We start from the raw sequence: 12,297 nt of genomic DNA on the forward strand, positions 1-12,297 counted from the left end.
GTCCGGGCGCAGCAGCCGTGCGCCGAGTGCGTGCATCGCAAGGCGGCGGCGCGAGGGCATACCGGGCGTACGTCGAGCGTCGCCAACGCAGCGAGGTGCGTGCTCGGGGTGCGGGGGCGGCGCGCGGACTTCGGACTCGGGACGCGGGAACCCTAGGCTTGGGCCCGTGGCACGAGGACAGCGCAACCAGCAGGGCGACCAGCAGCAGGCCCCCAGCGACTGGGTGACCCGGACCGCCGACCTGGCGCTCCGGCACGCCGAGTCCGTCAACGGCGGGACGCTGCCCGAGCTCGTCACGTGCGCGTCCGGCATCAGCCCCTCGGGCCCGATCCACCTCGGCAACCTGCGCGAGTTCCTCACCGTGCACTTCGTCGCCGAGGAGATCCGCCGCCGCGGCATCAACGTCCGGCACCTGCACAGCTGGGACGACTACGACCGGTTCCGCAAGGTCCCCGCCGGCGTCGACCCGTCGTGGAGCGAGCACATCGGCCGACCGCTGTCCGCCGTCCCCGACCCGACCGGCGAGTTCGCGAGCTGGGGCGAGCGCTACAAGGCGCCGCTGCGGGCCGCGCTCGTCGAGATGGGCTGCGAGATGGTCGAGGTGGACCAGACCGAGATGTACACCTCGGGTGCCTACCGCGACCAGGTGCTCACCGCCATCCGCAAGCGCGGCGAGATCGAGTCGGTCATGGCGCAGTTCCGCACCAAGAAGACCGACGACGCGCCCGCCGACGACGAGGGCTCCACCGAGGGCGACCTCGCCCGGTTCCCCTACAAGCCCTACTGCCGCGGCTGCGGTCGCGACACCGTCACCCTCACGTCGTACGACGACGAGACGACCGACCTGGCCTACACCTGCGACGTGTGCGGCGACTCCTACGTCACCAACGTCGCGACCCAGAACGAGGGCAAGCTCGTCTGGAAGGTCGACTGGCCGATGCGCTGGACCTACGAGGGCGTGCACTTCGAGCCCGGCGGCGTCGACCACGCGAGCCCGGGGTCGTCCTACACCGTCGGCAAGGCGATCGTCGCCCCCGTCTTCGGCGGCTCCGCGCCGTCCTTCGTCGGCTACTCGTTCGTCGGCGTGGCCGGCATGCCCAAGATGTCCTCGTCCAAGGGCGGGGTGCCCACCGCGGCCGAGGCCCTGCGCATCCTCGAGGCGCCGATCCTGCGCTGGCTCTACGTGCGCCGCCAGCCCAAGCAGGCCTTCAACGTCGACTTCGGCCAGGAGGTCCTGCGCCTGTACGACGAGTGGGACGCGCTGACCAAGAAGGCCGCGATCCCCGAGAAGCGCGACGCCGCGGTGCTCGCCTGGGAGCGGGCGTCCGCGACCTCGACCGCGGGCACGCTGCCGACCCCGGCGGTCGTCGTACCGTTCCGGATGCTGTCGTCGGTCGCCGACGTCACCGCCGGGTCCCGCGAGATCACCGCCGCCACCGTCGGCGCGACCGAGGCCGACCTGGCCCCGCGGCTCGAGAAGGCCGCCACCTGGATCACCGACTACGTCGACCCCGAGGACCGTACGACGGTCCGCGAGGCCCCCGACACCGCCCGCCTCGCCGCGCTCGACGAGGCCGAGGCGCGCTGGCTGGGCCTGCTGCTCGACGGCCTCCCGGAGTCCTTCGACACCGAGGCGCTGACCACGCTGATCTACGGCGTCCCCAAGGTCGCCCGCGGGCTCGCCGCCGAGGACGCGCCGACCGACGAGGTCAAGGCCGACCAGAAGGCGTTCTTCAAGCTGCTCTACGAGCTCCTCGTCGCCGCCGAGCGCGGCCCGCGGCTGCCCACGCTGTTCGCGGCGCTGGGGGTCGACGACGTGCGCAGGCTGCTGACGCCCCCGGCATAGAGCCGGCACCCCGGGGTAGGGGCAGCCCATGACCGACGACTTCCTCGTCCCGGTCACCGCGGCCGGCCTGATCGACGTGATCGAGCAGATGTCCGGCCTGCCGTGGCCCGAGAACGGCGGCACCTGGATCCCCTGGGAGATCGACGGGTGCGAGGGCGAGACCGGCGATATCGCGCACGTCCTCGGGATCGGCGCGACCGCCGACCCCGCGCGGCTGCGCGAGCTGACCGCGCCGCTGGTCCGGCTGGCCGACCAGCGCTGGATCGTCCGCTACCGCTTCGACGCGAGGCTCTACACCGACCGGGAGGCGAGCGACCCCCGGATCGCCCCGGCCGCCGCCCTCCGGTCGATGGGCGTCGACACCGCCCCCTGGTGGAAGTACGGCGACGACGCGGTGCTGCTGGTCGACAACGGCGCAGCGGCCGTCGTCCTCGTGCTGCCGGCGCAGTGGCTCGAGGGGCCGAGCCCGGCGGAGCAGGAGGTGATCGACTCCGCGCTCGTCGCCGACCTCCTCTCCCGCGAGGAGCGCCGGGTGCTGAGCGCGGTGTGGGAGGTCCTGGCGACCCGCGACCCCGACGTGCTCCGGCCGCTGGCGGCGGCACGCGTCCGCATCGACCGCGCCACCGAGGACCTCGGGCTCGGCGGCGCGCTGGTGAGCAACGACAGCCACCTCGCCCACGCCCTCGACCGGATCCGGCTCTTCGAGGAGGGGCGCTGCCTGTGCGCGGCCTACCCCGGGCACTCCTTCTACCAACCGGCCAAGGAGGAGGCCGCCGGGCACGTCCGCATCGAGGAGGTCGTCCCGATCCTCGTCAACGGACGGCCCGACCGGCCGCGGCACCTCTGCGCGTGCACCGGCTGCGGGCAGCGGTGGGACGTCGAGGAGGGCGAGTACCACTACCCGTGGTGGAAGTGGACCGCGCTGGAGGCCTAGCCCCTAGCTGCCGAGCAGCTCGTCGTACGCCGTCGGGCTGGAGTCGCGCAGGAACGACGAGCAGCGCTCCCACTCGTCGGTCTCGCCGATCGCGCGCGCGGCGACGGCCAGCAGGCCGAGGGCGCGCAGGAAGCCGCGGTTGGGCTCGTGCTCCCACGGGACCAGGCCGTGGCCCTTCCAGCCGTTGCGGCGCAGCGTGTCGAGCGAGCGGTGGTAGCCGACGCGCGCGTAGGCGTAGACCGTCACGTCGTCGGCGCCGCCGTCGCGGGCCTGCTCGGCGAGGGTCGCCCAGGCCAGCGGCGAGGCCGGCAGCCGCCGTACGACGGCCGCGGGGGTCTCGCCGGCCGCGAGCAGCTCGGCGGCGGGGTCGACGGGGAGGTGGGTGGGCGGAGGGCCGGCCATCAGGTCGGCACCGGGGGTGAGGCTCATGTGTCCATTCTGGCCCGCACCCGAAGCGGTGTCGGCGGGCGGGTGTTCACTGGACTCGTGACTCGGAGCGCTCCCACCACGCCTGCCTCGACGCCGACAGGTCAGGTCGCCAACCCCTGGCCCGCGCTGTGGGCGCTCGTCATCGGCTTCTTCATGATCCTGGTCGACCTGACCATCGTCACCGTCGCGACGCCGACGATCATCGAAGAGCTCGACGCCTCGGTCAACGACGTCGTCTGGGTCTCCAGCGCCTACATGCTGGCGTACGCCGTGCCGGTGCTCATCACCGGACGCCTCGGCGACCGGTTCGGCGCGAAGTACCTCTACCTGGGCGGCCTCACGGTCTTCACGCTCGCCTCCCTGTGGTGCGGCCTGACCACGACCGTCGAGGGTCTCATCGTGGCGCGCGTCGTCCAGGGCCTCGGCGCCTCGATGATGACGCCCCAGACAATGGCGATCATCACCCGGATCTTCCGCGCCGCCGAGCGCGGCCGGGCGATGGCGGTGTGGGGCGCGACGGCCGGCGTCGCGCTCGTCGTCGGGCCGATCCTCGGCGGGGTGCTGACCGACGGGCTCGGCTGGGAGTGGATCTTCTTCGTCAACATCCCCGTCGGCGTCCTCGCCTTCGCCCTCGCGCTGCGCAACGTCCCCGCGCTGCCGACCCACCAGCACCACTTCGACTGGATCGGCGTCGTGCTCTCGGGCGGGGCGATGTTCCTGCTCTGCTTCGGCATCCAGGAGGGCCACCAGAAGGACTGGGCGGGCTGGATCATCGCGATGATCGCCGGCGGCGTCGTGCTGCTCGTGCTGTTCCTCGTCTGGCAACGGCTCAACCGCACCGAGCCCCTGGTCCCCCTCAGCCTGTTCGCCGACCGCAACTTCGCCGTCTCCAACGTCGCGATCACCTGCATGGGCGCGATCGCCGCGTCGTTCGGCTTCCCGCTGATGCTCTACGCCCAGGCCGTGCGCGGCTACTCCCCCACCCAGGCCGCGCTGCTCATGCTGCCGATGGCCGTCATGTCGATCTTCCTGGCCCGCCTGGTCGGCTCGCTCTCCGACCGGCTGCACCCGCGCAAGGTCCTCGGCTTCGGCTTCGGCGTCAGCCTGGTCGGCTTCCTGCTCCTCATCTGGCGCCTGGCCCCGGGCGTCGCCGTCTGGGAGCTCGCGATCCCGATGGCCCTGATCGGCGTCGGCAACGCGTTCATCTGGGCGCCGACCGCGACCACCGCCAACCGCAACCTCCCGATGCGCCTGGCCGGCGCCGGAGCCGGCGTCTACAACGCCACCCGCCAGGTCGGCTCGGTGCTCGGCGCGGCCGCGATCGCCGTACTGATGGACGGGCGGCTGGCCCACTACCTCCCCGGCGCCGCCGCCCACGGCGACGCCGGCGCGGCCCAGATCGCCGGCCCGCACGCCGCGGACCTGTTCAGCAAGGCCATGCAGCAGTCGATGTGGCTGCCCGCGGCGATGTACGCCGTCGGGCTGGTCGCCGTGATGTTCTACGAGCGGCCGCAGCACGCGGGCTTCGGCGAGCGGAGCGCAGACTCCTAGGACAGCACGAACCCGAACAGCGGGCTGTCCGGCGGCACGATCTCGACTCGCAGCCGCGAGTCCGCCATCCGGGCGAGCAGCCCGTCGAGGTCGCCGCGCGACTGCATCTCGATGCCGACCAGCGCCGGACCGGTCTCGCGGTTGTTGCGCTTGGTGTACTCGAACAGCGTGATGTCGTCGTCGGGCCCGAGGACGTCGTCGAGGAAGCGGCGCAGCGCGCCGGGCTCCTGCGGGAACTCGATGAGGAAGTAGTGCTTGAGCCCCTCGTGGACGAGCGCGCGCTCGACGATGTCGGCATAGCGCGAGACGTCGTTGTTGCCGCCGGAGACCACGACGACGACGCGGCTGCCCGGGGCCAGGTCGGCGAGGCCGGGCAGGCCGCCGTCGACGCGCAGGGCGGCCGGGGCGAGGGCGCCGGCAGGCTCAGCGATGATGCCGTCGACCTGGTAGAGGTCGAGCATCTCGACGCAGATCAGGCCCTCGGGGACGGCGGCGACGGTCAGGTCGACGGACGCGCGGGCGGCCGCGACGGCCGCATAGGTCAGATCGCCGACCCGGCGGACGGCGGCGCCGTCGACGAACGGGTCGACGCCGTCGAGCTCGACGGGGCCGCCGGCGTCGAGGGCGGCCGCGAGGGAGGCGGCGCCGGAGGGCTCGGCGGCGACCACGCGGACGCCGGGGAGCCGCTCGGCGAGGACGGTGAGGCAGCCGGCGACGAGGCCGGCCCCGCCGACCGGGAGGACGAGGGCGTCGGGCTGCCAGCCGAGCTCGGCCGACTGGGCGAGGATCTCGGCGGCGACGGTGCCCTGGCCGGCGACGATGCCCGGGTGGTCGAACGCCGGTACGACGCTCGCCCCCGAGGCCGCGGCGAAGTCGGCCGCGGCGACGGCCGCGTCGTCGTACGCCTCGCCGGCGATGACGACCTCGACCTGGTCGCCGCCGAGCGCGGCGACGCGGTCGCGCTTCTGCCGGGGCGTGGTGCGGGGCAGGAAGATCGTGGCGTGGACGCCGGCCCGGGCGCAGGCGAACGCGACGCCCTGGGCGTGGTTGCCGGCGCTGGCGCAGGTCACCCCGCGCGAGCGCTCGTCCGCGGAGAGCCCGGCGAGGACCGTGTAGGCGCCGCGGGCCTTGTAGGACCGCACCGGGGTGAGGTCCTCACGCTTGAGCCAGATGTCGAGCCCGGTCAGCGCGGAGAGCCGGTCGGCCCTCCGCAGCGGGGTCGGCGGGATCACCGAGCCCAGCAGCGCCGCCGCCCGGTCGACGTCCGCGGCGGTGGGAAGCGACGCGGACACCGTCAGCCGACGGTCTTGCCGGCCGAGCGCAGGTTCTCGCTGGCCTCGACGATGCGGGCGGCCATGCCGGCCTCGGCGGCCTTGCCCCAGGCGCGCGGGTCGTAGGCCTTCTTGTCGCCGACCTCGCCGTCGATCTTGAGCACGCCGTCGTAGTTGCGGAACATGTGGTCCGCGGCGGGCCGGGTGAAGGCGTACTGGGTGTCGGTGTCGACGTTCATCTTCACGACGCCGAAGTCGACGGCCGCCGCGATCTCCTCGGCCGACGAGCCGGAGCCGCCGTGGAAGACCAGGTCGAACGGCTTGGAGCCGGCCGGCAGGCCGAGCTCGGCGACGACGGCCGCCTGGGCGTCGCGCAGGATCTCGGGACGGAGCTTGACGTTGCCCGGCTTGTAGACGCCGTGCACGTTGCCGAAGGTCAGCGCGGTCAGATAGCGGCCCTGGTCCCCGACGCCGAGCGCGCGCACGGTGGCCAGCGCGTCCTCGGGGGTGGTGTAGAGCTTCTCGTCGATGGCGCCGACGATGCCGTCCTCCTCGCCGCCGACCACGCCGACCTCGATCTCGAGGATGATCTTGGCCGCGGCCGCCTTGGCGAGCAGCTCCTCGGCGATCTGGAGGTTCTCGTCGAGCGGCACGGCCGAGCCGTCCCACATGTGCGACTGGAACAGCGGCGCCTCGCCCCGGGCGACGCGCTCGGCGGAGATCGCCAGCAGCGGCCGGACGAAGCCGTCGAGCTTGTCCTTGGGGCAGTGGTCGGTGTGCAGCGCGATGTTGACCGGGTAGCTCTTGGCGACCTCGGCGGCATAGGCGGCGAAGGCGACCGAGCCGGTCACCATATCCTTGACGGACGGACCGGAGAGGTACTCCGCACCGCCGGTCGACACCTGGACGATGCCGTCGGAGCCGGCGTCGGCGAAGCCCTTGAGCGCCGCGTTGAGGGTCTGCGAGGACGTCACGTTGATGGCCGGGAAGGCGAACGAACCCGCCTTGGCGGCGTCGAGCATCTCGGCGTACTTCTCAGGGGTGGCGATGGGCATGCTGGCTGGCTCCTGCGCGGGGTCCGGTTACGACCACATCAACCTACCGTGACAACCGATCGCTGTCGGCCTGCGTATCCCTGGTTGAGTGAGTCGAGGTCGTCCGGACGGAGGCCGCCGTCGCGAGCGTCGCGAGGCGCGTGCGATGGCAAGGCGCCGGAGGGAAGGCAGGCTGGAGGCCTGTCGACCGACGGCAACGCCGCCAGCGTGCGTGCCTCGCGGCGCGCAGCAGGCGGCCTCCGTCCGGACGACCGATACATCCCCCTGGAGGAACCATGCAGGACATCAAGGACGTGCTGGACGCCGAGCTGCACACACCGCCGGCACCCACCTTCGACGTCGCCACCACCCTCGGCGCCGGCCGTCGCGCCGTACGACGCCGCCGGCTCGCCGCGGGCGGTGCGGCCCTGGCGCTGGCACTGGTCGTGGGTGGCGCGGGCGTGGCGGTGACCTCACAGTTCACCGGTGGGCAGGGCACCGACCCGGTCCAGGTCGCGGCGGGGGTCTCCGACGAGGGGCTCGCGTCGACGGACCGGTTGGTCGACGAGTCGCCGGCGGGCTACGACCCCCAGGACGACGACGTGATCCTGGTCCGCAGCGGGTGGGAGGTCGTCGAGCGGGTCGAGGACCCGGTGACCGGGATGAGCCCCGCCGCCGGCGGCGGGACGATCGCCGACTCGACGGGGTTGGCGCTGCGCAAGGGCGCGACGACCACCTGGGTCGTGCTGTGGCGCTCCGCCGAGAAGGGCGAGAAGCCGACCTCGCAGGGCGGCGGCGGGGTGGCCGAGACGGAGGCGAAGTCCGGCTACGACACCCTCACCGGCTGGCTCGACCACAAGAAGACCCTGGCGTTCACCGGGACCGCCCGGTGAGGCGCGCGGAGCGCGAGGCGGCGTACGTCGAGTTCGCCACCACCCGCCGCGACCAGCTGCGCCGGATCGCCTACAGCATGTGCGGCGACTGGCACCGCGCCGACGACCTGGTGCAGACCGCCCTCGTCCGCCTGTACGTCGCCTGGCCGCGCGTCGCGCGCAGCGGCACCGAGGAGGCCTACGTCCGCAAGATCCTGCTCAACGCGGCGATCGACGAGTCCCGCCGCGCCGTACGCCGGGAGCGGCCGACCGACGAGCTGCCCGAGGTCGCGGCGCCGGCCGGGGTGAGCGTCGAGGACCGCTCGTCGCTGGTCGCCGCGCTCCAGGAGCTGCCGGCCCAGCAGCGGGCGACGGTCCTGCTGCGGCACTGGCTGGGGCTGTCGGTGGCCGAGACGGCGGCCGAGCTCGGCATCTCCGAGGGCACGGTCAAGAGCCACACCTCGCGGGGGCTGACCGCGCTGCGCGGCTACCTGGAGGAGCCCTCCGAGGTCGAGAGCGCCTAGCCGCGCCAGGCCGTGTCGCTGCTCAGGTCCGCGTGCTGGCGGACCCAGGCATGCATCGCGATGGCGGCCGCGGCGGAGGCGTTGATCGAGCGGGTGGAGCCGAACTGGGCGATCGAGAAGGTCCCGTCGCACGTCGCGCGGGCGGCCTCCGAGAGCCCCGGCCCCTCCTGCCCGAAGAGGAAGCAGACCCGCGCGGGGAGGTCCATCGTCTCGAGGTGGGCCGACCCGGGCAGGTTGTCGATGCCGAGCAGCGGGACGCCCTGCTCGGCCAGGTAGGCGTGGAGCTCGGCGACGGTCGGGTGGTGCCGGACGTGCTGGTAGCGGTCGGTGACCATGGCTCCGCGCCGGTTCCAGCGGCGGTTGCCCACGATGTGCACCTCCGCGGCGAGGAAGGCGTTGGCCGAGCGGACGATGGTCCCGATGTTGAAGTCGTGCTGCCAGTTCTCGATGGCCACGTGGAAGCCGTGCCGGCGCCGGTCGAGGTCGGCGACGATCGCCTCGACGCTCCAGTACCGGTACCGGTCGACCACGTTGCGCCGGTCGCCCTCGCGCAGCAGCTGCTCGTCGTACACCTCGCTGCCGGGGCCCTCGGGCCAGGCTCCGGGCCACGGTCCGACGCCCACCTCGGGGGGTCCGTGGGGCATCGGGTCGTACGGCGCACGCTCCTCCCGATCCACGAACCGCACCCTATCCGTCACACCGTTGGGCGGCGGCCGGTAGCGTGGCGTCGTGAACTCGCTGGTGGCGACCCCTCTCGTGGTGCCGATGCTGCTGGGCATCAAGTGGCTCGATCCTTCGTGGCTGCAGTCCGAATACGGCACCACCTTCATCTGGATCGCGATCGCCATCGTGTTCGTGGAGTGCGGGCTGTTCTTCCCGTTCCTCCCCGGTGACACCCTGCTGTTCGCGCTCGGGCTGTTCATCGCCGGCAGCAACAAGACCGGCTACAGCGTCGTGGGCATCTCCAACGAGCCGGTCGAGCTGATCATCGCGATGGCGCTGCTCGTCGTGGCCGCCTTCGCCGGCAATGTCGCGGGCTACGAGATCGGGCGCAAGCTCGGTCCGCCGCTCTACGAGCGCGAGGGCCGGATCCTCAAGAAGAAGTACTTCGACAACACCTCGGCCTTCTTCGACAAGCACGGCAACAAGGCACTGGTGATCGGCCGGTTCGTGCCCTTCGTGCGGACCTACATCACCGTCGTCGCCGGCGTCACCCTGATGGACCGCCGCCGCTTCTTCACCTGGAGCGCGATCGGCGCCGTCCTGTGGGTCGTCTCGATCACCCTGCTCGGCTACTTCCTCGGCGCCGCGATCCCGGCGCTGGGCGAGAACATCGACTACGTCACGCTCGCCATCCTCGCCTTCTCCGCGATCCCGCTGGCGTGGGAGTGGTGGCGTCACAAGCGGCCCGCCGCCAAGCAGCGCAAGACGCTCGCCGACGGCGTCGAGAACACCCCCGAGAATTCCGTCGCCGAGGAGCGATGAGTTCATCCTGAGGTGACAGTCTTTCCCGGCATCGAGTCCACCACGACCCACCGGGAGCAACCATGACGATCAACCTCAACCCCTACATCAACTGGCGCGGCCAGGCCCGCGAGGCGATGGAGTTCTACCGCTCCGTCCTCGGTGGCGAGCTCCAGGTGATGACCTTCGCCGACATGGGCGGTACCGCGATGGGCGTCGCCGAGGCGGAGGTCGACTGGGTCATGCACTCGGCCCTGTCCGTCTCCGACTCGGTGCTCCTCATGGGCGCCGACCACCCCCAGCACGTCCCCGGTGAGCCCCAGCAGCAGCAGGTCAGCATCAGCGGACCGGCCGAGGACGAGGCCACCCTCCGCGCCTGGTGGGACGGCCTGTCCGAGGGCGCGACGATCCACCAGCCGCTCGAGAAGGCGCCCTGGGGCGACAGCTTCGGGATGCTCGAGGACCGCTACGGCGTCCAGTGGCTGGTCAACATCGCGGGCGCCCCGCAGGGCTGACCCGCCCGGCAGGACGACCGGCAGGACGACCGGCCCGCCGGGCCCGTCCAGGCCTCAGGCCTGGGCGGCCGCCCGGGCCGCGTCCAGCTCGGCCTTGGTCAGCACCGCGCGGACCTCGAGCGCGACGTCGGCCAGCGGGTTCGCCTCGCCCGGGCTGCGGTCGATCGCGCAGACCACGGTCTCGACGATCGCGCCGCCCTCGCGCAGCGCGCTCGTGGCGTCGCGCACCGCGCCGCCGGTCGTGATGACGTCCTCGATGAGCACGACCCGCTTGCCGTCGTACGACGGGCCCTCGGCGAGCTTGGCGGTGCCGTACTCCTTGGCCTTCTTGCGCACGAACACCACCGGCAGCCCGACCAGCTGGCTCACCGCCGTCGCGATCGGGATCCCGCCCATCTCGAGCCCGCCGAGCAGGTCGGCGTCCCCGGGCAGCAGCTGCGCCACCTCGCGCGCGACGCGCGCCAGCAGGAGCGGGTCGGCCTCGAAGAGGTACTTGTCGAAGTACTCGTTGCTGACCTGGCCCGAGCGGAGCGTGAACTCGCCCGTCAGGCGGCAGGTGGCGTCGATGTCGGCGGCGAGGGAGGTGTCGGTGGTCGTCACGGTCCTGAGGATAGGAGAGGACGCTGCCGCCCGCCGATCCCGGATAGGGTCGCGACGTGCCTCCGCCCGTCGAGCCCACCCCTGCCCGCGTCGCCGCCCGGGTCGCCGGCACCGGCCAGACGATCTTCGCCGAGATGTCCGCGCTGGCCGTGCGCACCGGCGCGGTCAACCTCGGTCAGGGCTTCCCCGACACCGACGGTCCGCCCGAGCTCCTCGACGCGGCCGCCACGGCGCTGCACAGCGGCGCCAACCAGTACGCGCCGGGCATCGGCGTCCCCGCGCTGCGCCAGGCGATCGCCCGGCACCAGGAGCGGCGCTACGGGCTCGTGCTCGACCCCGACACCCAGGTCGCGGTGACGACCGGCTGCACCGAGGCGATCGCCGGGGCGCTGCTCGGCCTGGTCGACCCGGGCGACGAGGTCGTGGTGCTGGAGCCGTACTACGACTCCTACACCGCGATGATCGACTACGCCGGCGGCGTACGACGCCCGGTGACCCTGCGCGCCCCCGACTTCCGGCTCGACCCCGACGAGCTCGCCGCCGCGGTCACCGACCGCACCAGGCTGATCCTGCTCAACACCCCGCACAACCCGACGGGCCGGGTGCTCGACGCGACCGAGCTGGCCGCCGTGGCCCGGGTCGCGCGGGAGCACGACCTCGTCGTGGTGACCGACGAGGTCTACGAGCACCTGACCTTCGACGGGCGCCGGCACGTGCCGCTCGCGACGCTGCCGGGGATGGCCGAGCGGACGCTGACTCTCTCCAGCGCCGGCAAGTCCTGGTCGGTCACCGGCTGGAAGGTGGGCTGGGCGACCGGTCCGGCCGACCTGGTGGCGGCGGTGGTCGGCGCGAAGCAGTGGCTGACCTACACCTCGGGCGCGCCGCTGCAGCCGGCGGTCGCGGCGGCGCTCGACGCGGGCGACGCCTTCCCGACCGCGCTGGCCGGCGACCTGGAGGCCCAGCGCGACCAACTGGTGGCCGGGCTGCGCGCGGCCGGGCTGACCACCTACGTGCCCGAGGGGACCTACTTCGCGACCACCGACGTGAGCGCGCTCGGCTGGGCCAGCGGTGGCGACTTCTGCCGTGCGCTGCCCGAGCGGGCCGGCGTCGTGGCGATCCCCTCCGAGGTCTTCTACGACGACCCGGACGCCCCCGGCAGCGGGCGGCACCTCGTGCGGTGGGCGTTCTGCAAGCGGCCCGAGGTCATCGCCGAGGCCGTACGACGCCTGGCCGGCGCCGACCTGCGCGCCTGAGCAC

At 72.9% G+C, this 12,297-nt stretch carries 13 protein-coding genes; 8 read left to right on the forward strand and 5 right to left on the reverse strand.

The window, feature by feature from the left end; translation table 11 throughout:
- The first annotated feature begins 166 nt into the window (after nucleotides 1-166).
- Together lysS and M0M48_RS20185 are read left to right on the forward strand one after the other, a co-directional pair.
- Entirely contained in the window at nucleotides 167-1,846 is a 1,680-nt protein-coding gene (lysS, locus tag M0M48_RS20180; protein WP_215812823.1) for a lysine--tRNA ligase, read from the forward strand.
- Between the two features lie 28 nt (nucleotides 1,847-1,874).
- On the forward strand, nucleotides 1,875-2,780 hold the full coding sequence (locus M0M48_RS20185) for a hypothetical protein (RefSeq protein ID WP_257752504.1): 906 nt from the start codon (nucleotides 1,875-1,877) through the stop codon (nucleotides 2,778-2,780).
- Nucleotides 2,781-2,783: 3 nt separating this feature from the next.
- Here the strand turns inward: M0M48_RS20185 and M0M48_RS20190 are convergent, their stop codons facing one another.
- Nucleotides 2,784-3,209 (reverse strand): DUF3151 domain-containing protein, encoded by a 426-nt coding sequence (locus M0M48_RS20190; protein WP_257752505.1) that lies wholly within the window; start codon nucleotides 3,207-3,209, stop codon nucleotides 2,784-2,786.
- 57 nt (nucleotides 3,210-3,266) lie between these two features.
- Here M0M48_RS20190 and M0M48_RS20195 point away from each other — a divergent pair, with 57 nt between their 5' ends.
- A complete protein-coding gene (locus tag M0M48_RS20195; protein WP_257752506.1) occupies nucleotides 3,267-4,760 on the forward strand; it encodes a DHA2 family efflux MFS transporter permease subunit in 1,494 nt (497 codons plus the stop codon).
- On the opposite strand, the gene ilvA is transcribed toward M0M48_RS20195, so the two are convergent.
- Nucleotides 4,757-6,052 carry a threonine ammonia-lyase IlvA gene (ilvA, locus tag M0M48_RS20200; RefSeq protein WP_257752507.1) on the reverse strand — a complete coding sequence of 432 codons (1,296 nt, stop codon included), beginning with the start codon at nucleotides 6,050-6,052 and terminating at the stop codon, nucleotides 4,757-4,759. The two genes, M0M48_RS20195 and ilvA, sit on opposite strands and share 4 nt — an antisense overlap.
- Before the next feature lie 2 nt (nucleotides 6,053-6,054).
- The gene (gene fbaA, locus M0M48_RS20205) at nucleotides 6,055-7,086 is read right to left on the reverse strand and encodes a class II fructose-bisphosphate aldolase (RefSeq protein ID WP_257752508.1); all 1,032 of its coding nucleotides are present in this window, start codon (nucleotides 7,084-7,086) and stop codon (nucleotides 6,055-6,057) included.
- Nucleotides 7,087-7,361: 275 nt separating this feature from the next.
- On the opposite strand from fbaA, the gene M0M48_RS20210 reads away from it, so the two are divergent.
- Nucleotides 7,362-7,958, forward strand: coding sequence for a hypothetical protein (locus tag M0M48_RS20210; RefSeq protein ID WP_257752509.1), 597 nt, complete (start codon nucleotides 7,362-7,364; stop codon nucleotides 7,956-7,958).
- A complete protein-coding gene (locus tag M0M48_RS20215) occupies nucleotides 7,955-8,461 on the forward strand; it encodes a SigE family RNA polymerase sigma factor (protein ID WP_257752510.1) in 507 nt (168 codons plus the stop codon). Before M0M48_RS20210 ends, M0M48_RS20215 begins: the two co-directional genes overlap by 4 nt.
- Here M0M48_RS20215 and M0M48_RS20220 read toward each other — a convergent pair.
- Entirely contained in the window at nucleotides 8,458-9,105 is a 648-nt protein-coding gene (locus M0M48_RS20220; RefSeq protein ID WP_257754503.1) for a TrmH family RNA methyltransferase, read from the reverse strand. The two genes, M0M48_RS20215 and M0M48_RS20220, sit on opposite strands and share 4 nt — an antisense overlap.
- Nucleotides 9,106-9,190: 85 nt before the next feature.
- Here M0M48_RS20220 and M0M48_RS20225 point away from each other — a divergent pair, with 85 nt between their 5' ends.
- Together M0M48_RS20225 and M0M48_RS20230 are read left to right on the forward strand one after the other, a co-directional pair.
- On the forward strand, nucleotides 9,191-9,946 hold the full coding sequence (locus M0M48_RS20225) for a DedA family protein (RefSeq protein ID WP_257752511.1): 756 nt from the start codon (nucleotides 9,191-9,193) through the stop codon (nucleotides 9,944-9,946).
- A 62-nt stretch (nucleotides 9,947-10,008) separates the two neighbouring features.
- Nucleotides 10,009-10,440 (forward strand): VOC family protein, encoded by a 432-nt coding sequence (locus tag M0M48_RS20230; protein WP_257752512.1) that lies wholly within the window; start codon nucleotides 10,009-10,011, stop codon nucleotides 10,438-10,440.
- Between the two features lie 54 nt (nucleotides 10,441-10,494).
- Here the strand turns inward: M0M48_RS20230 and pyrE are convergent, their stop codons facing one another.
- Nucleotides 10,495-11,040, reverse strand: coding sequence for an orotate phosphoribosyltransferase (gene pyrE / locus M0M48_RS20235; protein WP_215812813.1), 546 nt, complete (start codon nucleotides 11,038-11,040; stop codon nucleotides 10,495-10,497).
- A 56-nt stretch (nucleotides 11,041-11,096) separates the two neighbouring features.
- Here pyrE and M0M48_RS20240 point away from each other — a divergent pair, with 56 nt between their 5' ends.
- Entirely contained in the window at nucleotides 11,097-12,293 is a 1,197-nt protein-coding gene (locus M0M48_RS20240) for a pyridoxal phosphate-dependent aminotransferase (protein ID WP_257759261.1), read from the forward strand.
- Nucleotides 12,294-12,297 lie beyond the last annotated feature (4 nt).

Source organism: Pimelobacter simplex (assembly GCF_024662235.1).
GTDB lineage: Bacteria > Actinomycetota > Actinomycetes > Propionibacteriales > Nocardioidaceae > Nocardioides.